At 60.4% G+C, this 26,570-nt stretch carries 27 protein-coding genes and 3 tRNA genes; 15 read left to right on the top strand and 15 right to left on the bottom strand.

From position 1 onward, the window contains the following. Positions 1-139: 139 nt before the first annotated feature. From DXT59_RS04310 to DXT59_RS04300, 3 genes are all read left to right on the top strand, one after another. Entirely contained in the window at positions 140-967 is an 828-nt protein-coding gene (locus tag DXT59_RS04310) for a hypothetical protein (RefSeq protein WP_116135682.1), read from the top strand. 20 nt (positions 968-987) lie between these two features. Continuing rightward, positions 988-1,431: a hypothetical protein gene (locus DXT59_RS04305; protein ID WP_116135681.1), complete on the top strand. Its 444-nt coding sequence runs from the start codon at positions 988-990 to the stop codon at positions 1,429-1,431. A 626-nt stretch (positions 1,432-2,057) separates the two neighbouring features. Continuing rightward, positions 2,058-2,921: a DUF5131 family protein gene (locus DXT59_RS04300; RefSeq protein WP_116135680.1), complete on the top strand. Its 864-nt coding sequence runs from the start codon at positions 2,058-2,060 to the stop codon at positions 2,919-2,921. Between the two features lie 113 nt (positions 2,922-3,034). Here DXT59_RS04300 and tcmP read toward each other — a convergent pair whose 3' ends face one another. Both tcmP and DXT59_RS04290 read right to left on the bottom strand, forming a co-directional pair. Beyond that, a complete protein-coding gene (tcmP, locus tag DXT59_RS04295; RefSeq protein ID WP_162877940.1) occupies positions 3,035-4,225 on the bottom strand; it encodes a three-Cys-motif partner protein TcmP in 1,191 nt (396 codons plus the stop codon). Positions 4,226-4,317: 92 nt separating this feature from the next. Then, a complete protein-coding gene (locus DXT59_RS04290) occupies positions 4,318-5,586 on the bottom strand; it encodes a three-Cys-motif partner protein TcmP (protein WP_116135678.1) in 1,269 nt (422 codons plus the stop codon). A 582-nt stretch (positions 5,587-6,168) separates the two neighbouring features. Between DXT59_RS04290 and DXT59_RS04285 the strand changes: the two genes are divergently transcribed. Genes DXT59_RS04285 through DXT59_RS04275 form a run of 3 tightly spaced genes read left to right on the top strand, consistent with a single transcriptional unit; the run spans position 6,169 to position 6,992 of the window. Then, positions 6,169-6,474 (top strand): toxin-antitoxin system TumE family protein, encoded by a 306-nt coding sequence (locus tag DXT59_RS04285; protein ID WP_240324392.1) that lies wholly within the window; start codon positions 6,169-6,171, stop codon positions 6,472-6,474. Beyond that, positions 6,471-6,815 (top strand): HVO_A0114 family putative DNA-binding protein, encoded by a 345-nt coding sequence (locus DXT59_RS04280; RefSeq protein ID WP_116135677.1) that lies wholly within the window; start codon positions 6,471-6,473, stop codon positions 6,813-6,815. The genes DXT59_RS04285 and DXT59_RS04280 overlap by 4 nt, the downstream gene beginning before the upstream one ends. A gap of 18 nt (positions 6,816-6,833) precedes the next feature. Beyond that, positions 6,834-6,992 carry a hypothetical protein gene (locus DXT59_RS04275; RefSeq protein WP_240324391.1) on the top strand — a complete coding sequence of 53 codons (159 nt, stop codon included), beginning with the start codon at positions 6,834-6,836 and terminating at the stop codon, positions 6,990-6,992. Positions 6,993-7,063: 71 nt separating this feature from the next. Here the strand turns inward: DXT59_RS04275 and DXT59_RS04270 are convergent. The 4 genes from DXT59_RS04270 to rph all read right to left on the bottom strand — a co-directional run bounded on the left by DXT59_RS04270 (position 7,064) and on the right by rph (position 9,819). Beyond that, positions 7,064-7,153, bottom strand: a tRNA-Ser gene (locus DXT59_RS04270). Positions 7,154-7,218: 65 nt separating this feature from the next. Beyond that, complete coding sequence (hemW, locus tag DXT59_RS04265; RefSeq protein WP_116135676.1) at positions 7,219-8,430, bottom strand: radical SAM family heme chaperone HemW; 1,212 nt, start codon at positions 8,428-8,430, stop codon at positions 7,219-7,221. Continuing rightward, positions 8,427-9,050 carry an RdgB/HAM1 family non-canonical purine NTP pyrophosphatase gene (gene rdgB, locus DXT59_RS04260; RefSeq protein ID WP_116135675.1) on the bottom strand — a complete coding sequence of 208 codons (624 nt, stop codon included), beginning with the start codon at positions 9,048-9,050 and terminating at the stop codon, positions 8,427-8,429. Before rdgB ends, hemW begins: the two co-directional genes overlap by 4 nt. Beyond that, the gene (gene rph, locus DXT59_RS04255; RefSeq protein WP_116135674.1) at positions 9,043-9,819 is read right to left on the bottom strand and encodes a ribonuclease PH; all 777 of its coding nucleotides are present in this window, start codon (positions 9,817-9,819) and stop codon (positions 9,043-9,045) included. Before rph ends, rdgB begins: the two co-directional genes overlap by 8 nt. Positions 9,820-10,025: 206 nt before the next feature. On the opposite strand from rph, the gene DXT59_RS04250 reads away from it, so the two are divergent. From DXT59_RS04250 to DXT59_RS04235, 4 genes are all read left to right on the top strand, one after another. Beyond that, the gene (locus DXT59_RS04250; RefSeq protein WP_116135673.1) at positions 10,026-10,949 is read left to right on the top strand and encodes a YicC/YloC family endoribonuclease; all 924 of its coding nucleotides are present in this window, start codon (positions 10,026-10,028) and stop codon (positions 10,947-10,949) included. Positions 10,950-10,957: 8 nt separating this feature from the next. Further along, entirely contained in the window at positions 10,958-11,653 is a 696-nt protein-coding gene (gene gmk / locus DXT59_RS04245; RefSeq protein ID WP_116135672.1) for a guanylate kinase, read from the top strand. 60 nt (positions 11,654-11,713) lie between these two features. Beyond that, on the top strand, positions 11,714-11,917 hold the full coding sequence (gene rpoZ / locus DXT59_RS04240; protein WP_006400783.1) for a DNA-directed RNA polymerase subunit omega: 204 nt from the start codon (positions 11,714-11,716) through the stop codon (positions 11,915-11,917). 96 nt (positions 11,918-12,013) lie between these two features. Further along, on the top strand, positions 12,014-14,413 hold the full coding sequence (locus tag DXT59_RS04235; RefSeq protein ID WP_116135671.1) for a RelA/SpoT family protein: 2,400 nt from the start codon (positions 12,014-12,016) through the stop codon (positions 14,411-14,413). A 163-nt stretch (positions 14,414-14,576) separates the two neighbouring features. Here DXT59_RS04235 and DXT59_RS04230 read toward each other — a convergent pair. Both DXT59_RS04230 and DXT59_RS04225 read right to left on the bottom strand, forming a co-directional pair. Beyond that, positions 14,577-14,653, bottom strand: a tRNA-Arg gene (locus DXT59_RS04230). 69 nt (positions 14,654-14,722) lie between these two features. Beyond that, positions 14,723-14,799, bottom strand: a tRNA-Arg gene (locus DXT59_RS04225). A 126-nt stretch (positions 14,800-14,925) separates the two neighbouring features. On the opposite strand from DXT59_RS04225, the gene greB reads away from it, so the two are divergent. Beyond that, on the top strand, positions 14,926-15,486 hold the full coding sequence (greB, locus tag DXT59_RS04220; protein WP_116135670.1) for a transcription elongation factor GreB: 561 nt from the start codon (positions 14,926-14,928) through the stop codon (positions 15,484-15,486). A gap of 106 nt (positions 15,487-15,592) precedes the next feature. On the opposite strand, the gene DXT59_RS04215 is transcribed toward greB, so the two are convergent. Together DXT59_RS04215 and DXT59_RS04210 are read right to left on the bottom strand one after the other, a co-directional pair. Next, positions 15,593-16,738 carry a porin gene (locus DXT59_RS04215; protein ID WP_116135669.1) on the bottom strand — a complete coding sequence of 382 codons (1,146 nt, stop codon included), beginning with the start codon at positions 16,736-16,738 and terminating at the stop codon, positions 15,593-15,595. Positions 16,739-17,235: 497 nt separating this feature from the next. Next, the gene (locus tag DXT59_RS04210) at positions 17,236-17,463 is read right to left on the bottom strand and encodes a hypothetical protein (protein ID WP_240324397.1); all 228 of its coding nucleotides are present in this window, start codon (positions 17,461-17,463) and stop codon (positions 17,236-17,238) included. 423 nt (positions 17,464-17,886) lie between these two features. On the opposite strand from DXT59_RS04210, the gene DXT59_RS04205 reads away from it, so the two are divergent. Both DXT59_RS04205 and DXT59_RS04200 read left to right on the top strand, forming a co-directional pair. After that, positions 17,887-18,090, top strand: coding sequence for a cold-shock protein (locus DXT59_RS04205; RefSeq protein WP_102646167.1), 204 nt, complete (start codon positions 17,887-17,889; stop codon positions 18,088-18,090). A 124-nt stretch (positions 18,091-18,214) separates the two neighbouring features. Beyond that, complete coding sequence (locus tag DXT59_RS04200) at positions 18,215-19,411, top strand: exonuclease domain-containing protein (RefSeq protein ID WP_116135667.1); 1,197 nt, start codon at positions 18,215-18,217, stop codon at positions 19,409-19,411. Between the two features lie 33 nt (positions 19,412-19,444). On the opposite strand, the gene DXT59_RS04195 is transcribed toward DXT59_RS04200, so the two are convergent. From DXT59_RS04195 to DXT59_RS04185, 3 genes are all read right to left on the bottom strand, one after another. Further along, the gene (locus tag DXT59_RS04195; protein ID WP_116135666.1) at positions 19,445-20,041 is read right to left on the bottom strand and encodes a chorismate mutase; all 597 of its coding nucleotides are present in this window, start codon (positions 20,039-20,041) and stop codon (positions 19,445-19,447) included. 28 nt (positions 20,042-20,069) lie between these two features. Continuing rightward, positions 20,070-20,219 carry a hypothetical protein gene (locus tag DXT59_RS30435; RefSeq protein WP_162877939.1) on the bottom strand — a complete coding sequence of 50 codons (150 nt, stop codon included), beginning with the start codon at positions 20,217-20,219 and terminating at the stop codon, positions 20,070-20,072. A 255-nt stretch (positions 20,220-20,474) separates the two neighbouring features. Continuing rightward, entirely contained in the window at positions 20,475-21,398 is a 924-nt protein-coding gene (locus tag DXT59_RS04185) for a LysR family transcriptional regulator (protein WP_116135664.1), read from the bottom strand. A 118-nt stretch (positions 21,399-21,516) separates the two neighbouring features. Between DXT59_RS04185 and metE the strand changes: the two genes are divergently transcribed. Next, a complete protein-coding gene (gene metE, locus DXT59_RS04180) occupies positions 21,517-23,793 on the top strand; it encodes a 5-methyltetrahydropteroyltriglutamate--homocysteine S-methyltransferase (RefSeq protein WP_116135663.1) in 2,277 nt (758 codons plus the stop codon). Between the two features lie 38 nt (positions 23,794-23,831). Here metE and DXT59_RS04175 read toward each other — a convergent pair whose 3' ends face one another. Then, a complete protein-coding gene (locus DXT59_RS04175) occupies positions 23,832-24,950 on the bottom strand; it encodes an aldo/keto reductase (RefSeq protein ID WP_116135662.1) in 1,119 nt (372 codons plus the stop codon). Positions 24,951-25,080: 130 nt separating this feature from the next. Between DXT59_RS04175 and DXT59_RS04170 the strand changes: the two genes are divergently transcribed. Beyond that, positions 25,081-26,001 carry a LysR family transcriptional regulator gene (locus DXT59_RS04170; protein ID WP_116135661.1) on the top strand — a complete coding sequence of 307 codons (921 nt, stop codon included), beginning with the start codon at positions 25,081-25,083 and terminating at the stop codon, positions 25,999-26,001. A 164-nt stretch (positions 26,002-26,165) separates the two neighbouring features. Here DXT59_RS04170 and DXT59_RS04165 read toward each other — a convergent pair whose 3' ends face one another. Beyond that, positions 26,166-26,522, bottom strand: coding sequence for a hypothetical protein (locus tag DXT59_RS04165; protein WP_205417370.1), 357 nt, complete (start codon positions 26,520-26,522; stop codon positions 26,166-26,168). Between the last annotated feature and the right edge of the window lie 48 nt (positions 26,523-26,570).

Below are 26,570 nucleotides of genomic sequence, written 5' to 3'. Positions count from 1 at the left end.
TAGTCGCAAATGAGCCGCTAACCGATAGTCGTGGATCGGGACGATGCGTACAGAGCGATGCTGAATGTACAGGCTTGTCTCGCGAGGCTGGTGCTACGATGGCGGCCCATTCCGTTACACATAAGGAGAAGACCGATCGATGGCCTCGGTCAAAATTGACTTGGGTTTTGGCGAACAAGCCGTTCTCTCCGAACGTGCAGTCTCGGGAATCGTGTCGGCAAAGCAACAGCGGGACGCCGAGGAATTTCTACGACGCTGGCCGCGAGCACGTTCCATCCATCAGGAGCGCGATTACCTCTGGCACCTCCGACTTCACATGGGATACAACCCTCCCGGAGTGAATTCGAGCGATGCAAGTGCTTTGCTTCCGTCGGCTGTGACAAACGGCAAAGTCACGGTTGCGATCGAGCGTGCGGCGACGCGTATGGGCGGTGGTTTCAGTGGTGGTCCTCAGACGACTGGCCAAGGCGGTGCGATAGCGTCTTCGCGTCAGTCATTCGCCGAGATGGCGGCAGGTGGAAGCGGCTCGCCCGCGCTGTTGAACGACGCGATTTCTGGCCCCAAGTCCTACTCTTGGCTGCAGCGCTATGACGACGTCAGCGCTGACGATCTAATCAACTACATCCAGAGCGTTATCGGTAGCACGCCGGGCGATGCGGCCGCCCTCGATGCAGGGCCGTCGACGCCTCTCGCAGGTGCGCAACCATTTGAGTACTCTGACGAGTCTCCAATCGATGGTGCGTTCAAAATCGCGAAAACGCCAAATACTGGCGAACCGGGTACGTGGTACACGAACCCCGGCAGCGGCCAAATGCGTTTGTACGGCGGTGACGGCAACCCGGCAGTCGATTTCGATTTTGACCACGATCACGGCCAAGGCATCCCACACGCACACAACTGGGCAATCAACCCGCTTACTGGCAAGTCACAACGTGGGCCGGGGGTACCGATGTCCATTCTTCCCTGACCTGAAATCGGAGTACGAGGATGCAAAACGAAAATTATCAAAACGTCATCGGGTTCAAGGGCGAGCGGCCGACATTCCACGATGCCGAACTGGTCGGGATTGATCATCGTCCGGCCGATCGGGAACTGCTACTCCGATTCGCGCGGGTAGACGGAACGACGGGGACTTTCCGTTTTCTGGGTGTAGTCTCTCTGCGCGTCGTCGACTTCGCCGAACAGAACGTCGTTTCACGACTTCTCATTTCGCCGACGTACGACTTCTCGGCGGCCGAGGTCGGGCAGTGGTTACGATGGGTGGACAGCAGAGACGATTTCGATGCGACGGTGGACCAAAAGCAAATCGATCAGCTCATGGCTGATTTCGTCGCAGGACGAAAGGCTTTGTTTGTTCTTGAGCCATCCTGTGGCGCGGAAGTGGCTGTCGTTTGCGACTCGATACGGCTTAGCCTAGTGACAGATGCCTGATCTGCGATGCGGGCGAGCGGAATGAGACTGCCTCTCAAACAGGTCGTGGGGCAGTACGAGTACGCTACGATGTTGCGCTGCTCGCGCTGCTCGCGCTGCTCGCGCTGCTTCGAGCGGCGACCGTCGGGTAGATGCCTCCGCAACGATGCGGACCGGCTAGGGGAGAGATGATAAGTTGCGCGTTGCCGCGCGCCCCGCTATTCATCGTCATAGCAATCGGGCCCTTTGGCGGGACAGGGCGGGGATCGTGTGGCGATAGGAGCGGCACTCGTTTGGTCGACGCAATGACTGGAGCTTGAGCAATTACTTCACAGACTAGGCGGGGCATGACTGCTTCCCTTCGAGTATCGGGCGTCAGGACGCGCATCTATCGGAGCACTTTTCAAAACTTGTGCTACTGTATAAACGTACAGTAATCCCGCATCTCGAACTACCAGCGGTGGCTTGAAGAAGATCAGTGACCAATTCGATTCGCGATTCCCAGATGGGCATCAAGAGCAGACAAGGGTACGGCGGATTACGGCCACGTGGAATATCCAAACGAATTTGGCGCGTGCTTCCTTGCGAACTTGTCGCTTGGTACAGTCCCGGTAAAATGGCGCGCTAACTGGAGCATGTCATCAGCAATGGGCAAAGATTCTCGCATCGAATGGACACATCACACGTTCAATCCTTGGTGGGGTTGCGTCAAGGTGTCGTCGGCCTGCGATAACTGCTATGCAGAGACGTGGGCGAAGCGGCTAGGCGAAGGATTGTGGGGCCCGCAAACCCCGAGGCGGTTCTTTAGTGAGTCTCACTGGAAAGAACCGTTGCGTTGGGATCGGGACGCGGCAAAAGACGGAGTACGCAGGCGTGTATTTTGCGCTTCGATGGCAGACGTCTTTGAGAACAGAGAGGATCTCCGGGAGCCGCGCCTCCGGCTTTTGAATCTCATCGCCGAGACCCCCAATCTAGACTGGCTGCTGCTCACCAAGCGTATTCACCTTGTCCGCAAGCAGCTGCCCGTCGGCTACGAGTTTCCTCGCAATGTCTGGCTCGGAGCGACGGTAGAAAACCAGGCTTCGGCGAACAAGAGGATAAAACACCTCCTTCAGTTCTCTTCACCGTCGGTGCGCTTCCTTTCCTGCGAGCCGCTGCTGTCAGCGATTGACCTGTCAGATTTTCTACATCCAAACCAATTGGGCAACCGCGTGGATTGGGTAATCGCGGGCGGTGAATCCGGCGCACATTCAAGGCCGATGGATCCGCGATGGCCTGCGGATATTCAGCAGCAATGCTTCGCAGCAAAGGTTCCGTTCCATTTCAAACAGTGGGGTCATTGGGCGCCGCTGGAGTACGTTACAGAAGCTTTGCGAAAGAGTACGCCAATTAAAATATTCCGACAGGACGAGTCTGAAGTGTCTGTTGCAGCGGTCGGCAAAGGCAAGACCGGACGCGTACTGCTCGGACGGCACTGGGACCAGTTTCCCAAGACCTCATTTAAGCGATAAAGATGTGTTGTCTGGCGGCGTCGAAATCGCAAGTGCAAAATTCGCCGCGGAACGCATGCTTTGGATTGCGAGAATCAGTTTGGCCGGCCGTGCTCCTTGACGCCTGCTAGTGCTCAGTCGAGGCCGATCCATTGCAATTTCTCTCCCTGCCCTTGGTAATGAAGCGGACGCTTCTTGCGCCGCTTTGCGTCCACCGACAGGTTCGTGAGTTTCCCAGCTTCGATTAGACGAACAAGTGAGGCTTGCAGGTCACACTCGAACCAGTCTGTTTCCTCGAGAATGTCCGCGAACGCATGGAGGTCGATCGTCCGTGGACCGTCTTTCAGATAGGTGCACCAAAATCGGTCGACGTCGCCCGCCCCGGCATGTCCTGCGTCGGGGTCAAGGAAACCCTCGGGGCCGAACAGATCCCCCATTCCCGTCTGCTGCTCTTTCCGCGAAACCTTCTTCCCGACACGCACCATGTGCTGAACCTTCTCCACGGGCTCCGAGATCGCCTTAAATTCGACGACGCCTTTGGGGTGTGAGGTGAGATACACCAAGTGGTATTTCGGTCTGTTTTTCTGTGGGTCCATCACCTGGACATGAGCTGCGCGGGGCGGGAAGCGGGGATTCGATGAGGGGAAGCGCGACTTGAGGTTGCGACGGTATGTTTGAATGATTTTTCGCTCCCGGTCCCTTGGACTTAGTCCCGTGAGGTCGAGTTCTTCCCCGAGGAGCTCTCTCATGTCGTTTTTTCGATCCACCATCGACATGGTACGGTTCACGAAATCGTACATGAGGTTAATCAGAAACTCCGACTTGGGGCGTCGCAGGAGCGGCTGCAACGTGGAAATCGCCACCTCCGTCCAGCCCTTCGGATCAACGAAGAAGAAGCAGAATGACCCGTTGCCGACCCATCGAAGGATTTCGGTTCTCACTTGTACGAAATCTCCGTTCAGACACGAGGATTCAATGGCGTTCGGGGTGTTTGCGTTCAAGTATCGCTGGAGTCTCGCAAATGCGCGCGCATTCTGTTCGATATAGAGCGCCCGCATCTTCACCTGGTGCCCGAGCTTAGCGAGTTGCTGCCTGCAGTTTTCAAGTGTACGCAGTGAGATTGCGATCGATGTGGATTCCATCGCTTCTGAGTCGTCCTGCCATGGTCCCGCAAAACAATCGACGTAACAAAGTTCCATTTCCGGCCGATGCTGTGCAGTCCCCATGATTAGCATCAGCTTCTCTAGGTAAGACTTGAGAAGCAGGTGCTTTACCAGGGCCTGTTCTCGGTCGTGATATGCCGGCGGGATGCTGAAATTATCCATCGTGCTCAAGGAGTGTGTTGTGGGTTCAACAATGTCTTACGGCTTCGATGGCAACGAGTTCAGCGATACTGAGGCCAAGAATATAGCGGACCTCAGCGGAAAACGAAGGATTTCTGCGCGGGAAGCCGCAAAATGTGCTCGTCGCGCAGATCGGTCCTCACATTGCATTTCTGGCCGATTTCACTTACCACGTGAATCTCTTTTCCTCGCACCAGCTCAAGAACCGAGTCCTGAATCATTTTTCGCGTCGCTGGAGTGGTGTTTATGTTCTGCAGAAAGAAGACGCCGAAAGGGATGCCGTCGGGATGTTCGGCGAGCATCGGCGGAATCTGCGACAGCATGGCCTCGTTGCTAGTCGACCTAGCAAGATCATCAAATTCGAAGGCGCCTTGAAAGCTATTCTCAGGATTCAGCTTGGCAGCGTAGCCGGTGTGCAGCATATCGAATCCCGGCAGGCCATAGTGCGCGAAGTGGTTGTGGTAGCGCCAATGCGCGGACGCCATCACGTCACGGGCTTTCCAGTGCCGCGACAGATGGAGGAGCCAGAAGTCGCCGTGACCGCGTTCGGGCCGGATAAAAAATGGCGTGAAAAAGTTGGCTCCTGATCCACCGGTAATGTTCGAATACAGGCTGGACTGGATGTGGACACGCCATCCCGGGCTTCGGATGCTCCGATCGAGGTCCGCCGCCGTTATCGCTCCAACAAATCCCGTCGATCGTTCGAATGCTGCCAGCGTGCGAGGTGAAAGATAGTTGATCAGCGAATCGACGTTGAAGGTAAGTATGACCTCAGCGCGCTCGAGTGTGTTAAATATTGATGCCAGCGAGCTTCGGGGAACTGCCTTGTAGCCGTATTGGTCTAGCACAAAAATCGCTCGACCGCTTTTCGGAGATCGCTCACTCGCTCGCTGGATGACCTGTGGAGCCAAATGCTTGAACGTCCCTATGAGCGTTTTGATCTTGCCCGCTACGAGTTCGCCGCCATATCCCCTGTCCTGCAATTCATCCCGGAGGTAGGCGATGGCTGCAGCAGATTCGTCGATGCAGATGAGTTCTACGTCGAAATCAATTTTCTTCCTGCGCTGTTGCAGCTCCATCAGCTTTGCCTGTGCCTCGCGCATCGCCTCAAGGATGACAATGGGCGACCCCGGTACTTTCTTTCCAATGCTATTCAAATAACAGCCACCGCCACAGAAACCATCTACGATGGTCAGTCTGATTCGGTCCTGCGCGGGCGAGGAGACGAGTGTCAGAAAGTAGTCAACTAGATAGGACCGCAGGATGGCATGCTTGACTTCGCTATGCCTTCGGATCGTGGGCGGCGGACTTCCGGGTTCCCAGTCGTAGTGATTCGAGATCATGTCCAGTTACTTAATAACTGCAGAACGCTCGTTGCTATCGCTAGAGCAGCTAATGTGCCCCAAATTGCCACCCGCATCAAGCACCAACCTCATCGAGTAATGGACCAACACACTTATACTCCGCACCCGCGGTTCCACCAGCTGGTTCTGCCAGGTCATTATGAACGACGATAAATTTTGCCGCGCTGCAACTATGTTCCTCACGATCCAGCGAGAGGATAGCGGTTTCGAGGACAATGGCAACCAATCTTGACGCGCCAAATGATCGATGCGCCTTCGCATTGTGCAAATATTAATTCGCGTCGATTTTGCGCATTGAACGGCTAATCCAGAGGGCGATGAACGTAATTTGTTACCCGTGTTGCGAAACGTTCGGTATGGCAGGGTGCGAAACGCTCCTAGGGTGTAGGCGAGTGTTTTGGGGGGTACGTACCCACCACGCCGTCCATCAATTCGCAGTTTGCTAGCGGGTGGCTTAGCAGCTAGGCGACGCATCGTCCGGGAGGTGGCTCGCGTTGCGACCGATGGGGTCCGGCATGACTAGGAGTGTATGGCGATTGACGCCATAGAATGGATTATGGCATGCTACGCCATATGAAAAAGAAAGCGACGCTGCTCTTCGAAGATCGGACCGTCTATCCAGACGGAGCCATCCTCGAAATGCGTATTTGGCGATTACCCGAGCGCGACGCCGAAAGGCCTCACGGCCTCAAGTACAGCCTATTTTATGGCCGAGAGGGCCGGCGGGTGATCGGTTATGACAACGAGCGGGGTAAAGGCGATCATCGACACTATGGGAGCCACGAGGAGCCGTACGTGTTCTCAACCGCAGAGCGGATGGTGGCGGATTTTCTGGACGACGTCGAACGAGAAAGGAGCGTGAAATGAGCAAGTTGACTGCGCATGTAGGTAGCGCTCGGGACATGGGCCAGCGCTTTTCGGCCGCTTTCGAGCGGGCCGCTGCGGGAGAGAATTTCGAGGAACGGCACGTAACGTTTCTTTCCTTGGAAGAGATGATGACAGCGCTTACGCCGAAGCGACTGGAGTTACTGCGCTACTTGCATCGGACCGGTGCGGATAGCGTCAAGGCGTTGGCGCGTGAGCTTGATCGCGATTACAAGCGCGTGCATGAAGACGTCGCGATCCTGGAGGGGGCTGGCCTTATTGTTCGCGAAGATGGTCGCTTGAGTGCCCCATGGGATGCGCTGACGGCGGAGGTTTCCCTGTAGTCGCGGCGCGGTATTGTGATGAACATCGAGAAAATCGCGAAGGCTATTGAAGCTGATGCCGGTCAGCGGCTGCCGGATCTTCGCCAGGCACTCGAAGAGGCCAAAGCGCGCGTGGGCCGCGTGACGACCCCAGCTCAGGTTGCCGGCACCTTACGCAGCTTAAAGCCGTTCGGATGAATCAGATCGTCGGGGCAGCAAGAAGCCGGCTAACGGCCTCTGCTTTGGATGACTTCGATAAGCGGGTGGGGTGGCGGAGGGCGTGGGATTCGAACCCACGAAGGCCGTAAAGCCTTGCCGGTTTTCAAGACCGGTGCATTCAACCGCTCTGCCAGCCCTCCGAGAGGCGCGATTGTAACCCGAAAACGAAGCGATGCCCGCATCCGAACGCGCATCGCTCTGTCGATCAAGTCTCCTTCTCGTCCAAAAACAACGCCTGCAGATCGTTCAAGAAACGCTGCCCCAGCGGCGTCGGCGTGATTTTCTCGAACGTGCGCTCGATCAGGCCCCGCCGCTCGGCCTCTTGCAAACCGCGCTCCAGCGCCGTGATCTGCAGCCCCGTGCGCTCGATGAACCGATGCACCGGGAATCCCTCCACGAGCCGCAAGGCGTTCAGCATGAATTCGAACGGCAGATCGTGCGCCGATACCTCATGCTCTTCCTGAACCGGCGTGCCCGCGCGCGCTTGCTCGATGAACGTCGCGGGGTGCTTATAGCGCGCCTGCCGCACGATCCGATGCGCGAACGAAAGCTTCGAATGCGCCCCGGCGCCGATGCCGAGGTAGTCACCAAAGCGCCAATAGTTCAGGTTGTGCTTGCATTGATGGTTCGGCTTTGCGTAAGCCGACACCTCGTACCGCCCATATCCCGCGGCAGCCGTGCGCTCGTGGATCCACTCTTGCATGTCGGCCGACGCGTCGTCGTCGGGCAGTGCCGGGGGGAACTTCGCAAACAGGGTGTTCGGTTCCAGCGTCAGGTGATAAAGCGACAGATGCGGCGGCGCGAAGGACAGCGCCGTTTCAATGTCCGCGCGGCATTCGTCCAAGGTTTGCGTCGGCAACGCAAACATGAGATCGAGATTGAAGTTCTCGAAGTGTCGAGCGGCGATTTCCACCGCGCGGCGCGCATCGTTCGTGTCGTGAATGCGCCCGAGCGCTTTTAGATGCGCTTCGTTGAAACTCTGGATGCCGACCGACAGCCGGTTCACGCCGCTTGCGCGGAATTGCGCGAACTTCTCGGCTTCAAACGTGCCGGGATTGGCTTCCATCGTGATTTCCGCATCGGCGTCGAGCGGCAGCAGCGCGCGCACATCCGAGAGCAGACGATCCAGCCCCCGCGCCGACAGCAAGCTCGGCGTCCCCCCGCCGATAAACACGGTATGCACCTGCCGTCCCCAGACAAGCGGCAGCGCTTGCTCGAGATCGGCGCGCAGCGCATCGAGGTAGTCGTCCTCGGGGAACCGCTCGCCTTTCCATTCGTGCGAGTTGAAGTCGCAGTAGGGGCACTTGCGCACGCACCACGGGAAGTGCACATACAGCGCCAGCGGCGGAAGCGAGGTGAGCCGGATCGCGCCTGGCGCGGTGAACGCCTGCACGACCCCGGCACGCGTGCCGATCATCGCTCCTCCTTGAGCCGTGCCAATAGGGCGGCAAGCGCGATCGCGCGGTGGCTGCGGCTGTTTTTGACGGCGGGCTCGAGTTGCGCGGCCGTCGCGTTCATATCGGGTAGAAAGAAGTAGGGGTCGTAGCCGAAGCCGTGCTCGCCTCGCGGCGCATCCAGAATCTCGCCGTGCCAACGCCCCTCGGCGATTAGCGGTTCGGGATCGTCGGCATGCCGCACGAGGACCAGAACGCAGAAGTAGTAACCGCGCCGGTCGGCCTGCCCCCGCAGCCGCTCGACGAGATATGCGTTGTTGGCCGCATCGCTTTTTTCCCCGCCGGCACGTTGCGCGAAGCGTGCCGAATATACGCCGGGCTCGCCGCCGAGCGCGCGCACGCACAGGCCCGAATCGTCGGCCAACGCGGGCAAGCCCGTCAGTCGCGCCGCATGGCGGGCCTTGGCGAGCGCATTCTCGACGAAGGTGACATGCGGCTCTTCGGCTTCGGGCACACCTAGCTCGCCCTGGGCGATCAGCGCGATGCCGGCCGCGCCGAGCATCGCATCGAACTCGCGCAGCTTGCCCGCGTTATTGGATGCGAGCACCACGCGCGCGAGCCGCGTGCCGGGCAATTCACTCATCGCGTACTCCCAATGCCGACTGTCGTTTGGCGCCTTCGGTACCCTGCAAGGCCGCCTTTTGTTTGGCAACGAGCGTGCCGATACCCTGCTGCGCGAGCTCGAGCAACGCGTTCATTTCGTCGCGCGAGAATGGCGCGCCTTCGGCCGTGCCTTGCACTTCCACGAAGCCGCCCGCACCCGTCATGACGACGTTCATATCGGTGTCGCAGCGCGAGTCTTCATCGTAGTCGAGATCGAGCACAGGCACGCCTTCGTAGATCCCAACCGAGATGGCGGCGACGTAGTCGGTAATCGGCGATTGCGCGATCTTGCCCGCGGCGAGCAGCTTGGACACGGCATCGTGCGCGGCGACGAATGCGCCTGTGATACTCGCCGTGCGCGTGCCGCCGTCCGCTTGAATCACGTCGCAATCGATATGCAGCGTGCGCGGCCCGAGCTTCTCGAGATCGAACACGGCGCGCAGCGCGCGCCCGATGAGGCGCTGAATTTCCTGCGTGCGACCCGTCTGCTTGCCGCGGGCGGCTTCGCGATCGCTGCGCGTGTGCGTCGCGCGCGGCAGCATGCCGTATTCGGCCGTGAGCCAGCCTTGGTTGCGCTCGCGCAAGAACTCGGGAACGCGCTCGGCCACGCTCGCGGTGCAAATCACTTTCGTGTCGCCGAACTCGACGAGCACCGAGCCTTCGGCATGCTTCGTGTAGTGGCGTGTGATGCGCACGTCGCGCAGTGCATCGGCGGCGCGGCCGCTAGGACGTTGAACGGTATCGGGCATGGTGGGCATCGGCAGCGGCCTTGGCCGCGAGAGAGGAAGGGAAACCGCGATTTTACCGCCCCGGACGCAATGCATGTCCGCTGCCGCCCACCGACGGACCCGCGCCTTAAAAATGGGATAATGCGCGTTCAACGCTTTCGCGCCGGGTCGACGCGCGAAGCGGCTCGAACAACCGGCCGGCGACGGCCTCAATCGCGAGACGGACGATGATTTACAGCATGACAGGCTACGCGAGCGCCACGCGCGAACTCGCGGCCGCGGGCGGTACCGGAGCCATGAGCGTGTCGGTCGAACTGCGTACCGTGAATTCGCGTTTTCTCGACCTGAACTTCCGCATGCCCGAGGAAGCGCGCACCTGCGAGCCGACGCTGCGCGAAATGCTGATGACGAAGCTCTCGCGCGGCAAGGTCGACATCCGCGTGAACTTTCAACGCAGCGAGCAAACGGCCACGGCCGGCTCGCTGAACCGCGATGCGCTGGCCCAGTTGGCCGCACTCGAACGTGCGGTACTCGACGCGTTTCCCGGCAGCGAGCGCATGCGCACGGGTGAGATTTTGCGTTGGCCCGGCGTGCTGGCGGAATCGAACGTGTCGCCCGATACGTTGCGCGATGCGGTCCTTGCGTGCGGCAAGCAAGCGATCGGCGAACTCGTCGATGTCCGCGCACGCGAGGGGGCGCAACTGGCCGCGATGTTGCTCGGCAACGTGACTGAAATGGAAGCGATCGTCGCGCGCATCACGCCGCTCGTACCCGAACTCATCGCGAAGCATCAGCAAAAGATCGTCGAACGCCTGCAAGAGGCGCTCGGCATCGCGGCGCCCGACGCGGCGGCCACGATCGTTTCGCGCGAGGAGATCGCCGAGCGCATCCGCCAAGAAGTGACGATGTACGGTATCCGGATCGACATCGCCGAAGAGTTGTCGCGGCTCACCGCGCATCTGAACGAAACGCGTCATGTGATCGAGAAGGGCGGCAAGGTCGGCAAGCGCCTGGACTTCATGATGCAGGAATTGAATCGCGAAGCGAACACGCTCGGCTCGAAGGCAGCCGCCAAGGAGTTGGCCGATGCGTCGATGACGCTCAAGCTGCTCATCGAGCAAATGCGCGAGCAAGTGCAGAATCTGGAGTAACGACGGCCATGACAGAGTTCACGCAAGAACCGAACGCGGCGCATCCCGCACCGCACAATCCGTACGCGGGCGCTTATCCCGGCAATCTCTTCATGGTGGTCGCGCCGTCCGGCGCGGGCAAGTCCACGCTCGTGAACGCGCTGCTCGCCCGCGATCCGGCGATCCGTCTGTCGATTTCGTACACGACGCGCAAGCCGCGCCCGGGCGAACAAGACGGGCAGCACTATCACTTCACGACCGTCGACGATTTTCTCGAGCGGCATGGCCGCGGTGAATTCCTCGAAAGCGCGGAAGTGCACGGCAACTACTACGCGACCTCGCGTTTGTGGATCGAGCAGCAGATGAAGAGCGGCCACGACGTCTTGCTCGAAATCGACTGGCAAGGCGCGCAGCAAGTGAAGAAGCGCTTTCGCAACGCGGTGGAAATTTTCATCTTGCCGCCTTCGCTCGCGGCACTCGAAGAGCGCTTGAAAAAGCGCGGGCAAGACGAGCCGAACGTGATCACGCGCCGGCTGCTCGCGGCCGGCAGCGAGATCGCGCACGCGGCCGAGTCGGAGTACGTCATCATCAACGAGCACTTCGAGCGCGCGCTCGCCGAGCTACAGTGCGTGGTCGACGCGACGCGTTTGCGCTTCGCCTCGCAATACGCGCGCCATACCCAGCTTTTCGTCGAGCTCGGCATCCATCTGCCGCACGCCGAGTAAAGGCGGATGCTTGCGCACATAAGGTAGAATGAGCAACATATTGAGAAGGAATTTCGAAACATGGCCCGCATTACCGTCGAAGACTGCCTGAAGCAAATCCCGAATCGTTTCGAGCTGGCGCTCGCCGCGACGTATCGCGCGCGTCAACTTGCACAAGGTCATACGCCGAAGATCGAAAGCCGCGACAAGCCCACCGTGGTTGCGCTGCGAGAGATCGCGGCGGGCCAAGTCGGTCTCGAGATGCTGAAGAAGGTCCCCGTCTAAAGCATCGGACGCGCTGGGCGCAGCTCGTGCCCAGCGCCGTCTCGAGCCATGCAAGTCAGCGTCTAGCCCGCATAGCGATCGATCCCGGAGGCGAAAATGAGCGCTACCCCATCGTCCGCCTCCGCTTCCAACGATGCCGTGCACCTCGAGCACGAGCATGACGTCGAAGCGCCGGGCCCCGCGCGCAAGTACATCGACGCGGTTCTCGAACAATCGTTTCGCCACCTGTTCGGACCTACCGCCACCCCTGAGCAGCCCCGTAAGCACGATGTCGTTTCGATCGCGAAACTCACCTCGATGCTGGCCGGCTATCTCAGCACCGAAGAGATCAAAGAGGTCAAGGCCGCGTTCCACTTCAGCGATGAAGCGCACCTTGGCCAGTATCGCCAAAGCGGCGAGCCGTATATCACGCATCCCGTAGCGGTTGCCGAAACCTGCGCGGGCTGGAAGCTCGATGCGCAGTCGATCATGGCCGCGCTGCTGCACGACGTCATGGAAGACCAGGGCGTCACGAAAACCGAGCTGGCCGAGCGCTTCGGCCCGAAGGTCGCGGAACTCGTCGACGGCTTGTCGAAGCTCGACAAAATGGAGTTTCGCAATCGCGAGGAAGCACAAGCGGAAAACTTCCGCAAAATGCTGCTCGCGATGGCGCGCGACGTGCGCGTGATTCTCGTCAAGCTCGCCGACCGCCTGCACAACATGCGCACGCTCGGCGCGGTGCCGATGGAAAAGCGCCGGCGCGTGGCGCGCGAAACGCTCGATATCTATGCGCCGATCGCGCATCGTCTAGGTCTGAACAATACCTATCGCGAGTTGCAGGATCTGAGCTTCGCCAATTTCAATCCGCACCGGTACGCCACGCTCGAAAAAGCCGTGAAGGCGGCGCGCGGCAACCGGCGCGAAGTCGTCGGCAAGATCTTGGAGTCGGTTCAGCGCGCGATCGCCGATGCGGCGATCGAGGCCGAGGTGACAGGCCGCGAGAAAACGATTTTCAGCATCTACAAGAAGATGCGCGACAAGCAGTTATCGTTTTCACAGGTGCTGGACGTTTACGGCTTTCGCGTGGTCGTCGGCAGCGCCCTGGAATGCTATACCTGCATCGGGGTCCTGCATGCCCTGTACAAGCCCGTCCCGGGCAAGTTCAAGGATTACATTGCAATTCCGAAGGTCAATGGCTATCAATCGCTGCACACGACACTCGTGGGCCCGTTCGGCGCGCCGATCGAGTTTCAGGTGCGCACGCGCAAGATGCACGAGATCGCCGAGGCCGGCGTCGCCGCGCACTGGCTCTATAAGAACGGCGGCGCCGATCTGAACGACGTCCAAAAGCGCGCGCATCAGTGGCTCAAATCGCTGCTCGACATCCAAAGCGAGGCCGGCGATTCGAGCGAATTCCTCGAGCATGTGAAGATCGACCTGTTCCCGGACGCGGTCTACGTCTTCACGCCGAAGTCGAAGATCATGGCGCTGCCGCGCGGCTCGACGGCGCTCGATTTCGCCTACTCGATCCACAGCGATCTCGGCAACCAGTGCGTTGCCGTCAAGATCAACAACGAGTTGCTGCCGTTGCGCACCGAACTGAAGAGCGGCGACATCGTGGAAGTGATCACGGCGCCGTATTCGAAGCCCAATCCGGCATGGCTCGGATTCGTGCGCACCGGTAAGGCGCGCTCGGCCATTCGTCACTATCTGAAGACGATGCGGTTGAACGAGTCGGTCCAATTGGGCGAGCGCCTCGTCGACCAAAGCCTCAAGGGCTATGGGTTGTCGCTTGCCGAGATCGAGCCCGAAGTGTGGGAGAAGCTCGTGCAATGGACGGGCAACAAGAACCGCCAGGAAATCTTTGCGGATATTGGGCTGGGCCGGCGCGTGGCCGCGGTGATGGCCAAGCGAATCGAAGTGCTCGTCAACGGCCGCGATGCCGACGACGAACACGGCCGGGCCGAACATGCCGGCACGGCGGCTCACCCGACGCCGCATGCGCCGCCCGTCGTCATTACCGGGACGGAAGGGATGTCGGTGCAGTTGTCCGCTTGCTGCCGTCCGATTCCCGGCGACGACATCATGGGCTATATCGGCATCGGGCTCGGGATGGCGATTCATACGACCGATTGCCGCGTGGCTCAGCGCATTCACCGGCGCGATCCGGGCCGCTGGATCGACGTCGCCTGGGCACCGCAGCCCGGCCGTTTGTTCGATGTGGCGGTGAAGGTGCTCGTGCGCAACGTGAAGGGCGTATTCGCCCGCGTGGCGGCCGATATCACCTCGGCGGACGCGAATATCGTCCACATCGCGATGGACGAAGACTTGTCGCAAGAATCGACGGTGTTGCGGTTCGTGATCCAGGTGAGCGACCGCGTGCACCTCGCGAACGTCATGCGACGGGTGAGGACGAATCCCGACGTCATGCGGATCGCGCGCGAGCGCCCGAGCGAGGACGGTCATCATCGCCACGATGGTGGCATGCGGATCGAGCGCGAGCGGGGCGATTACTAAGCTGCGCAACTGTCCGCGCCGCGGCACTCTGCGTAGGCGCGCACAACGACGAAGCGGGCGCGCAAAATAAGCGCAATGCAAAAAACAAAGGGCCTTCCGTGTGGAAGGCCCTTAGCGCAATGCAAAAAACAAAGGGCCTTCCGTGTGGAAGGCCCTTCATAGGTGGCGCGGCTGGCAGGATTCGAACCCACGACCCCTTGGTTCGTAGCCAAGTACTCTATCCAACTGAGCTACAGCCGCACGCTAAAACGCAAAACCGGACTTCGGTGAAACAAAAGAGCCTTCGGTAAAGAAGGCTCTTGAAAAGAGTGGCGCGGCTGGCAGGATTCGAACCCACGACCCCTTGGTTCGTAGCCAAGTACTCTATCCAACTGAGCTACAGCCGCACGCAGAAGCGAAATTATAGCAAAGTTCGGAGAAAAGGGAAGACATTGCGGTGGGTTTCTTCAAACTTTCTTGCGGCGCGTACGATCGTGTACGCTTGAAGTCTGATTGCACGCAGTGATTCGCACATGAACAAGGCATTTGTCAAAGAGTCGAGCGACGCCGATGACGACGATCTCGACATCGCCCAGCCGGAGATGCCGGCGGGTACCAAGAACTACATCACGCCGGCCGGCCATAAACGCCTGCGCGACGAGTTGCTTCATCTGATCGACGAGGAGCGCCCCGAGGTCGTGAAGCTCGTGTCTTGGGCTGCCTCGAATGGAGATCGTTCGGAAAACGGCGATTACATCTACGGAAAGCGCCGTCTACGCGAGATCGACCGGCGCATACGCTTTCTGACGAAGCGGCTCGACATCGCCGAAGTCGTCGATGCGAGCAAGCAGGAAAATATCGACCAGGTGTTCTTCGGCGCGACCGTCGAGTATGCGACCGAGGACGGCGAGGTCCATACGGTGACGATCGTCGGCGTCGACGAAGTCGATCTCGACCGCGGTCACGTCAGTTGGATTTCGCCGGTTGCCCGCGCGCTGCTGAAGGCGCGTATCGGCGATACGGTAACGCTCCATACGCCGGCGGGCCCCGAACCGATCGACGTGCTCGACGTACGGTATCCGGGCCGCGGCTGAGCTCATGCGGCGCGCAAGGACTGCCGTCCGGCCACCAGGTCTCGCACCATGAAAAAAGGCGCCGTTGCCGGCGCCTTCGGTCATGCGGCGTGCAACGCCCGCTCGGTTAGAAGCGGTGGCGTAGGCCGAGCGTCGCGGCAACTTGCTTGTTGGTCGACGACATGTTCAAGCCGTTGATCACCGCGCCGATCGGCAAACCCTTGTTTACCGCGAGCTGATACTCGCCTTCCAGGTAGACGTCCGTACGCTTGGAGAGGGCGTAATCGGCTTGCAGGTTGAACTGGTTCCATTTCGGATTGACGCCGCCGATGGAGCTATCGGTGTACGTGTAGGCACCGGCCAGGCTGACCGCCGGCGTCAGCGCATAGCGCGCGTTGACTTCATAGTTGTTGAAGCGAACCGAGCCGCCGGGCAGCGCGAGGGTTCCCGCCGTGCCCGCATTGCCGGCGTTGACGCCGATCGTATCGTTCAGGTGCGTCTGCGTGAAGACGAATCCCGCCGTTGCGGGGCCGAACGTGTAGTTCAGGCCGGCACCCCAGGTGCGCTGACGGCCGGCAGCGAACGCCGCATCGCCGGCCACGGAGCCGGGGGCCGTCACCGCTTGGTTAAAGCCGTTCAGATCGTTATCGATCTGCAAATAGGCCGCCGCGACGTTCAGGCCCGCCCATGAGTACGACGCGCCGACGCTGACCGTGCGGTTATTCGAGAACTGGCCCGCCGTGTTCGAGAAGCCATACAACGCGCCGATCTTGAAGCCGCCGTAGTTCGCGCTTTGGAAATGGACCGAGTTATTGATACGGAACGAGTTGTCGAGGTTGTCGTTGTCGAACGGATGGGCGAAGTACGTCCCGCCGTATTGCGTGCCCGTCAGCGCCAAAGGTCCGAGGTACTGAACGACGTCGTCATACTGGCGGCCGAGCGTCAGGCTGCCGAACTGCTCGCTGCTCAAGCCGACGAACGCCTGGCGGCCGAATTCGCGGCCGTTTTGCCTAAGCGTGCCGTTATTGATACTGAATCCGTTTTCCAACGTGAAGATGGCTTTCAGGCCGCCGCCGAGGTCTTCCGCGCCGCGCAGACCCCATCGGCTGCCGTTCACCGACCCCGAGGTTTCTTGCCAAGCATGCGCACCGCCTTGATTGTTGGTGTAGGTGATGCCGGCGTCGATGAGTCCGTAGAGCGTCACGCTGCTTTGAGCGTGCGCCATTGTCGCGAACGCGCCCGTCAGGGCGCCCACTAGAAGCGTTTTTTTCATCTCTCACTCCAGTATCAGGAAGTTTCCTGGGTGCTCACACGAGGCGCCGGCAAGCCGTGCGCAAGGCGATGCGGGGAACCAGGGCAGCACGTCCGTTTTCCGAACTGGCTTGAGTGTAAATACGGGCTTCTTTCCGCTTGCCTTTCGAAAACGGAAATAAAGTGTTGCGGATTTTAAAATACCCGCCGGCTATCGACGAAACCCTTGTCCAGCAAGGGTTTGGGGTGTATGAAAAAGGGTGCGAATCGAATATTGACAATAGCTGACGTTGCGTTTACGAGACGCTGTTTTGCAACGCAATTGCAAAGACTGTATTCGAATTGCTCGATTATTGACGGTTCTGAAAAAGAGGATTGCGCGACATGCGGATAACACATATCGCCTGCCCGGCTATACTGCGCGTTCTGCTTGCCCAAGCAGACTTTTTCATCAAGGAAAAGACGTCTCCAAACCTTTGTCAGCGCGGCTTCCCAGCCGCGTCTTTTTTTGGAGGAGCGTCAACCGCGCAGACGGCGGCGACCCCGCTGCTTGTCCTCGGCGCCTGAATACGCGCTTCGTTCTTCTTCGAGCGGCAGCGTCCAGTCTTCCATCACGTAGTGCCGGGCGTCCATGGGCGACGCCAATAGATTTTGCCAATGATCCCCGTGCCAGAGCGGGTCGAACTCGAGTACCGAGGTTGCAGCGCCATTCGTCCGACCAGTCGATGCCGCACCCGCGCGGGGCATTCGGAACAGCCAGGAGACGAAGCGCTTGAGAGAGAGTGCATGCACGGCCGTCTCCAACCAAAAAACGTCACTTTGATGATCTAACGGCGGCGCGAACGGTACAACCCGGAAAAATACTTACCGTAGAAATATCTTGTTGCAACTAGCGAAGATTTTTCCTGTCTCGCGATGTTTATGTGCCCCTCACAAGTAATAGTGACTCGGTCGGCGTAATTTTCTAGTGCATCTCGCATAAGCAACTGACGCTCTCAGCATTTAATGAAAAATTTCTTGACGACAGATCGACGGAACATTTATAAAAGCAGCGCCGGAATGACCCAGTGAACGGCGCCCCGGGAGAGAGACCGAGGTGTCGTTCTTCCGAGGCTGGGGTTTCAGGCGGAGGGCGCAGCCCGTCTATTAAATTTCGAGGGAATCAGTACTATGGAAACCGGTGTCGTAAAATGGTTCAACGATGCTAAAGGCTTTGGCTTCATCACCACGGACAAGGGCAACGAGGACGTGTTCGCGCATTTCTCCGAGATTCAAGCTGAAGGCTTCAAGTCGCTAAAAGAAAATCAACGCGTTCAGTTTGACGTGAAGACCGGCCCGAAGGGCAAGCAAGCGGCGAATATTCGCCCGCTGTAATACGTTTGCCCAGGCAAGCCGCGTCCAGCCGCCTTAACGGCGGTCCCTGACGCGGCGGGCATCCTTACAAGGGCGTTCGGGTGGTGCATACTTCGTTCATCGAAGCACCCGAGCGCCCTTATTCATGTCAGATTCGTTTTTGCCGATCCCATCGATCGATACGCCAATCGCTTTCGTCGATCTGGAAACCACGGGCGGTTCGGTCATTGAGCACCGCATTACCGAAATCGGTGTCGTGCAGGTCGGCCCGGGCGGCGTTTCCCGCTGGAGCACGCTGGTCAATCCCGGACAGCCCATTCCCTCGTTCATTCAGTCATTGACGGGCATCACCGACGATATGGTGCGCGATGCGCCGACGTTTGCGTCGTTCGCGGCCGAACTCTTCGATCGGCTCGACGGCAGCTTGTTCGTCGCGCACAACGCAAGCTTCGACCGCGGATTCCTGCGCGGGGAGTTTCAACGCGCCGGATTGACGTTCAATCCCGATGTGCTCTGTACCGTCAAGTTATCGCGCGCTTTGTGGCCGCACGAGAAGCGCCACGGGTTGGACGCGTTGATCGAGCGACATGCGCTCGAACCACTCGCGCGCCACCGGGCGCTGGCCGATGCCGACCTCCTGTGGCAGTTCTGGCAGCGGCTGCAGACGCTTTGGACTCCCGAGATCCTGAATGCGCAGATCGACCGCACCGTGCGCCGCTATCGAATCGCGGGCGATATTACCGAGGACATGATCGATGCGGCGCCGGCGGGGCACGGCGTTTACGCGTTCTTCGACGCCGCCGACGTGCCGCTTTACGTGGGCCGCAGTGTGCGGCTGCGTCAACGCGTGCGTGCGCATTTGACCGGTGAGCGGCGTTCCGCGCGAGAGCTGCGAATCGCCGAGCAAGTGCGCCGCGTGCAATGGCGCGCCACCGGCGGCGAATTGGGCGCGCTGCTGACCGAGGCTAAATGGGTCGGCACGCTGCGTCCGGTGCACAATCGACAGCCGCGAATTGGGCGGGCCGAATCGCAGGCGGCGCCTTGGCCCTTCGATGCGGCCATCGCGTTCGAGGAGCGAGCGCAGGAGCCGGGCGGCGAGCATGTCTTTCATGTCGTCGACCGGTGGTGCTACCTAGGTGCCGCGCCGACGCTCGATGCCGCGCGTGCGCTCGCGGCTGCACAGGGTGATCCCGGTCAGGGTGATCCCGTATACGAGCCGACGACGTTTCGCATCTTGCAGACGCATCTGGCTCGGGGGCTGCGGGTTGTGCCATTGCTGCCAGTCGCGCCGCTAGTGGCGTCGGTGCCCTCAGCGCCGGACACGGCTCCGGCCGACGTCTGAAGCGGTCGGCTCGACCGCCTAGTCTCGCTCCGTCTAGCCTTCGGCGCCTACGCCGCCTGCCGCGCAGACATGGGACAAGGCGGTGTTCAACGCATCGGCGTCGATTTCGCCGTAGCGCGTCAACGACTTCCAGTTGCGCAGGCTACGCGCGAGTCGAGCGGGGCAATCATCGTTTTTACGCCATGGTTGAACCCGCGCCAACGCGGGAATGAGCGCTTGCGTCAGACGATCGAGTTGCGGCCGCGTGCTCGCGGCCAGGTCCGGGGCGCCGCCGGACGGCGGTGCCGACGTGCGCCAGCGCGCAAACAGCGCGGTTTGCACTTGTTTGCTGGCGTCGATTTGATCTTGGAAGAATGCGCGTGCGAACGCGGGGTCGACGTCGGCGGCTTGCGCGCGCCGAGTCACATCGGCCAGCAGCGCCGCTTCGCGAGGTGCATCGGTGATCGGGCGATGGTTGGCCCACTTCCATTGCGCGACGGGCAACGCTAGCGCGAGACGCTCCGAGACGAGAGCGACGAGGTTCGTCATCGCGGTCTCGTCGCCGTCCGCGCGCGCGCCGCCGCACGCCAGCGAAAAGGCGAGGGCGAGTACGGCGGCCGATAGTGCCTTCCGGCGCGCGCGAGCCGTCATTCGACGCGGACTCCGTGGTCCGCGATCGTCATTTCGGATCGCACAGTTTGCGTTGTTCGTCGAAAAAGGCTCGGACGTGCTCAGGCAGTTCGGTTGCAAGAAACTCGACACCTACCGGCTCTTGATCCGGCGTGGCCACTTTTTCTGGGGGCGGGATTTTGGTGGGCTTGGCTTGCATGATGATCTCCTGGCACGCAACAATTATCCGACGCGCTTCCTTCGAAGTGCCAGCGCCGAATCTTTTTTTAACGCTTTGTTGCATTAACGGCACAGCACGTAGCGCTTTGAAGAGAGGCCGCCGATTCTTTGATCGATATCAATCCACGTTCAGATACCGTAACGGCTCGCGTTCGATGAAAGCTTGTGGCGCTTTTCACCGAATGTCGGTGTTCGGACGCACGTGGTTTTCCAGGATTTATTGCATCGCGCGCCTTCAATCCGTACCGGACAGCAACTCGATTCCCTCTAGCTGAGCCGCGCACGTGTCGCGAACGATCTTCACGAAATCGTCAAAATACGGTCGGCCCGCAAACGCGGGCGTCGCGATCGCGTACAGCTCGCTCCATAAACCGCGCGGGCCCACGCGCTTGGCCAATACGTAGTCATGGTCGACGTAGTTCTTCACCCCCCAGTTCGGCAGCGCCGCGATGCCGCGGCGACTCGCCACGAGCTGCATGATCGCGATCGTGAGCTCCGCCGTGCGGCGTTCCACCTTGATGCCGGCGGGTTGCAATACCTCGCGGATCAGATCGATCCGCGACTCGGGCACCGGGTAAGTAATGAGCGTCTCCCCCGCCAACTCCTGCGCGCCGACGCGGCGTTTGTTGCGCAGCCGGTGTTCGTTGGCCATGACCACGAGGATTTCGAAACGAAACAGCGGGGCGACGTGCAGAGCGCGCTTAACCGCCGGCTGCGAGCCGATCACGACATCGGCTTTGCCGTCATCGAGCAGACGTAGCGGGTCGGCATGGAAGCCGGCCACTAGATCGACTTCGACTTCAGGCCAACGTCGGCGGAATTCGTCCATGACCGGCATGAGCCAATCGAAGCACGTATGACATTCGAGGACGATTCGAAGCTCGCCGGCCGTGTCCCCCTTCAGGCGCAGCAAGTCGCGTTCGGCCGCCGCGACCGCCGATAGGGTTTCGCGGGCCAGCGTCAGCAGGCGCTCGCCCGCCGACGTGAAACGCAACCCTTGTTTCGTACGTTCGAACAACGAAACGTCGTAGTGCGCCTCGATGTCGCGAATCTGATGCGAGAGCGCCGACTGACTCAAATGCACGCGCTCGGCCGCGGCAACGAGCTTGCCCGACTCGGCGATGGCGATCAGCGAGCGTAAGTGGCGGATTTCAAGCATGAGACTCGAGCACGGATTGGTAAGGTATGAATCAAATTCATGTATTGATGAAAACTTGTCGCTTGATGAATGATATCGCGTCTCCGACACTGGCGACCATCGCAATGAGGAGACGGTCATGACATGCACTCACATTCTCGGTTTTCCGCGCATTGGCGCGCATCGTGAATTGAAGTTCGCCCAGGAAGCGTTTTGGCGCGGAGAGGCTGACGAGGCGTACTTGCGCGGCGCAGCCGCCACGTTGCGTGCGCGGCACTGGGAGGCGCAGCGCGCGGCGGGGCTCGCGTTCGTGGCCGTCGGCGATTTCGCTTACTACGATCAGATGCTCGGTATGAGCGCATTGCTGGGCGCATTGCCGCGGCGTTTCGGATTCGATTCGGCCAAGCTGACGCTCACGCAGTATTACGAGCTGGCGCGCGGCAACGCCGCGCAACCGGCGATGGAAATGACGAAGTGGTTCGATACCAACTACCACTATCTCGTGCCGGAACTGGCCTCCGATACTTGTTTCGACGGCGGAGTGGATTGGTTTTTCGAAGAAGTCGACGAGGCGCTGGCCCTGGGGTTGCCGGTCAAGCCCGTACTGATCGGTCCGGTCACCTATCTACGGCTGGCGAAGTCGCACGAAGCGGGTTTCGATAGCTTGGCGCTGCTGCCGAGGCTCGTCGAGCGGTATGTTCGAATCATCGATGTGCTCAAAGCGCGCGGCGTTCAATGGGTGCAGATCGACGAACCGGCGCTTTGCCTCGAGCTGGAAGAACAGTGGCTGCAAGCCTTCTCCACGGCCTATCAAGCGCTGGGCGTGCGCGGCGTGAATGTGCTCCTCGCCACTTACTTCGAGACGGCGGCCGAGCATGCCGCGCGCATCACCGCATTGCCGATTCACGGCGTTCATATCGACCTCGTCCGCGCGCCGGATCAACTGAACGCATGGTGCGAGGCATTGCCCGATACGATGGTGTTGTCGGCGGGCGTTATCGATGGCCGCAATGTCTGGCGCGCCGATTTGCGCGCCATCGCGCAAGCGCTGCGGCCTGTGCATGCCGCATTGGGCGAGCGGCTGTGGATTGCTGCGTCTTGCTCGCTGCTGCATGTGCCGGTTTCGCTTTCAGCGGAGCGCAAACTCGATGGCGAAATCAAGTCGTGGCTCGCGTTCGCCACGGAGAAACTCGATGAAATCCGGACCGTCGGCGTCGCGCTCGACGAGCCGCTTGCAGCCGAATCCCTGCTAGCCCAAGCCGATGCGGCGCGAGCGTCGCGCCGTACCTCTAGCGCGGTCGTCAATGCGCTCGTGCAAAAGCGCACTGCCGCGGCGACCGACGCCATGGCCGCCCGTCAGCGGCCCTTCGCGCAGCGCAACCGCCTGCAACGCGAAGCATTGCAGCTCCCGCCGCTGCCGACCACGACGATCGGTTCGTTCCCGCAAACGCCGGCGATCCGGCATGCGCGCGCCGCCTATAAGCGGGGCGAAATGAAAGCGCTCGATTATTTGGAGCGGATGCGTGCCGAGATCGAGTTGGCGATTCGGCGCCAAGAGGCTCTCGACATCGACGTGCTCGTGCATGGCGAGGCCGAGCGGAACGATATGGTTGAGTACTTCGGCGAGCAACTATGGGGTTACGCCTTTACCGAGAACGGCTGGGTGCAGAGCTACGGTTCCCGCTGCGTGAAGCCGCCGATCATCTATGGAGACGTCTACCGTCCCGAGCCGATGACGGTCGAGACCGCCAAATACGCGCAATCTCTGACGCGGCGTCCCGTCAAAGGGATGCTGACCGGGCCGGTGACGATGCTGCAGTGGTCATTCGTCCGCGACGATCAGCCGCGCGCCGAGACGGCGTTGCAATTGGCCCTTGCGATCCGCGACGAAGTACTCGATCTGGAAAAGGCCGGCATCCGTATCGTGCAGATCGACGAGCCGGCCTTCCGGGAAGGATTGCCGTTGCGTCGAAGCGATTGGCCCGAATATCTCGAATGGGCGGCTCGTATGTTTCGGATGACGGCCGGCGGCGTGGCCGATGAGACGCAGATCCATACGCATATGTGCTATTCGGAGTTCAACGATATATTGCCGGCGATCGCTTCGATGGATGCCGACGTCATCACTATCGAGACGTCGCGCTCGGCGATGGAATTGCTCGACGGTTTCGGCGCGTTCGCTTATCCGAACGAGATTGGGCCAGGCGTCTACGACATCCATTCGCCGCGCGTGCCGACGATGGAGGCGATCGAGCGGTTGCTCGCGCGCGCCTGCGAGGTCATTCCGCCCGAGCGGCTCTGGGTCAACCCGGATTGCGGCCTGAAGACGCGCGACTGGCCGGAAACCGAGGCGGCGCTCTCGAATATGGTGCGCGCGGCAAAGCGGCTGCGCGAGCACGTTGCCGCGTTAGCTTGAGCGCCGCGCCGCGCGCCTTGTTCCAAGTGTCCTGACCGTTATGCCTTCGGCGCGGGCACGTGGATCGGGCGATCGAACTCGGCGTTCTTGCTACGCACGTCGACCTGCCCGTGGATACGGACTTGATGCCGGTCCTCGAACATGTAGTACGGGAACGGGCGCGCCGGTTCCGAGACATGATCGAGGCGAGCCGTCAGTGCCGGATCGAGTTCGAATTCGAGCGAGGCCAGCGAGTCGCGCAGTTGCTCGGGCTTCGTTGCGCCCACGATGATGCTCGAGACGCCGCGCTTGCGATGCAGCCAGTTCAGTGCCACTTGTGCCATCGGCCGATCGGCCTCGCGCGCCACGGCCTCGAGTTCGGCGACGATCCGGAAGTTGCGTTCGGTCAGTTTGTCGAATCCCGGCGGCGGCTTCGCGCCGGGGTTTTGCGCGGCCACCGTATCCAACCGGCCGTTGCCCGCGAGCGCTCCCTGCGACGGTTTGTATTTGCCGGAGAGCACGCCCATGCCGAGCGGGCTCCAAGGCACGAGCCCCATGCCGAGTTCCGTTGCCAAGTCGGCGAACTCCAATTCGGCATTGCGCTCGATCATCGAGTATTCGAGCTGCATCGCGGCGACCGGTTCGAAGCCGCGCCATTGCGCCAAGGTTTGCGCACGCGCCGCGAACCAGGCGGGCGTGTCGGATAGGCCGACATAGCGGATCTTGCCGGCGCGCACGGCGTCGTCCATGGCGCGCATGACTTCGTCCACCGGGGTCATCCGATCCCACGTGTGCAGGTAGTACAGATCGATATAGTCGGTGTTCAAGCGTTTGAGCGAGCCTTCGAGCGCGCGCAAGAGGTTCTTGCGGTGATTGCCGCCCGCATTGGGATTGCCCGTTTGCGCGTTGTAGCTGTACTTCGTTGCAATGACGAGCCGGTCGCGCAAACCGCGCGCGGCCACGAACTTTCCGACATAGCGTTCGCTCGTGCCTTCGGTATAGAGATCGGCGGTATCGATGAAATTGCCGCCTTCGTCCACGTACAAGTCGAACAAGCGTTGCGCCGTTGCTTCGTCGGCTCCCCAGCCCCATTCGTCACCGAACGTCATCGTACCGAGGGAGATCGGAGAAACGCGCAGGCCGGAACGGCCCAGCAACGTGTAACGGTTCATCGTCATGGTCAGTGCTCCTTGCGTCGGTGAAAAGTCTTGATGGCCGTATCGTGCACCTTTTGATCTTGTGAAAAAATAGCGATCCGCTGCATGCATTGTGAAGTGCAGCTTAATAAAATCGAACCGGGACTTTCGTATGGATGCGGCGCAACTTCCCGCGCTGGTGGCCTTCACTAGCGTGGCTCGTCATGGAAGTTTTTCTCGCGCGGCGGCGGAGGCGGGCGTGTCGGCATCGGCGTTGTCGCAATCGATTCGCGCGCTGGAGGCGCAATTGAATGTGCGCCTGTTCAACCGGACGACGCGCCGTGTGGCCTTGACCGAGGCGGGGGCGCAATTTCTCGAACGGGTGCGGCCCGCACTTCGAATGCTGGAGGCGGCGTACGAGGCGCTCGACGAGACGCGCGGCGAGCCGACTGGCATGTTGCGTATCAATTTGCCGCGCGTCGCGAGCGACTTGCTTGTCATGCCGTATCTGTCGGAATTCGCTCGGCGACATCCGCGCGTCGCGGTCGAGCTGACTTTGGACGAAGGATTGACCGATCTGGTCGGCGGCGGCTTCGACGCCGGCATTCGTCTCGGCGAGCGGCTCGCGCGCGATATGGTCGCGGTGCCGCTGTCGGGGCCGTTGCGGATCGCCGTGGCTGGCTCGCCTGACTACTTCGATCGTTATCCAAAGCCTGTCACGCCTAGCGATCTGGTACAGCACAATTGCTTGCGCTATCGGTTCTCGACAAGCCGCGGCATTTATCGATGGGAATTCGCGGAACCCGGCGCGGGGCGATCGCGGCGCGCGTTCGACGTGCAAACGAATGGCTCTTTTATCACGAACGATTTACGCACGATGGTTCATGCGGCGGAGCAGGGTGTGGGGCTGCTTCACGTCATCGAGGATTTCATTCGTCCGCAATTGGCCGATGGGCGCCTTGTGCGTGTGCTCGACGATTGGGCGCTGACGTTCGATGGGTTCTCGCTCTATATGCCGAGCCGCACGCAGATGCCTTTGAAGCTACGCGTGTTCGTCGATTTTTTGAGAGAGAAGTGCGGGGTGCGGCGGTAGGTGAACGATTTGGCAAGGTGCGCATGCACTCGTGTTGTGCATACTAGGGTGATCGTGTAGAGTTCAGGGGTTGCAGGCAAGCGCGGAACACGTAGAGGTCGTCTCAAGACGGCAGCCCGAAAGGGTGGGGTCCTCGAATCCGGGGCCTGCAACAGTACCCTTCCTCAGTTGGCAACGATTGCCAATATCCGGTTTTTCTCTTGTGCGTTGGCACACCAGAACTTCAGTCCATATCCGTCGGCGGTTCGTCGAACGCGATAGATGTTGCGGGCTAGCAAGCGCAAATAGCCATCTTCCGTTTCACCGTAGACGGAGCGATGTACGGAGTAGAAAACGCCGGTTGCAACCGCATCCGCGACTTGAAGGCCGGCGAGTTGGTCGTGAGATACTGCGCTGACTGCAGCGGGATCGACGCTATCCCAGTGAATCCGAACTTCCGACTGACTCCGTAGACGACGCAAGTAATCGCGAAGGTCCTCGTACGACATCGCGGATCGGTTCGAGAAGATCAATTCGGCCAAACCGCCGCCTCTATCCTCGGGGCGATGATAGTCGCGACATAGCCAGCT

This window comes from Trinickia diaoshuihuensis (assembly GCF_003390925.1).
GTDB lineage: Bacteria > Pseudomonadota > Gammaproteobacteria > Burkholderiales > Burkholderiaceae > Trinickia > Trinickia diaoshuihuensis.
The sequence above is the reverse complement of the archived record's forward strand: the minus strand, read 5'-3'. Positions and strand labels throughout refer to the sequence as shown.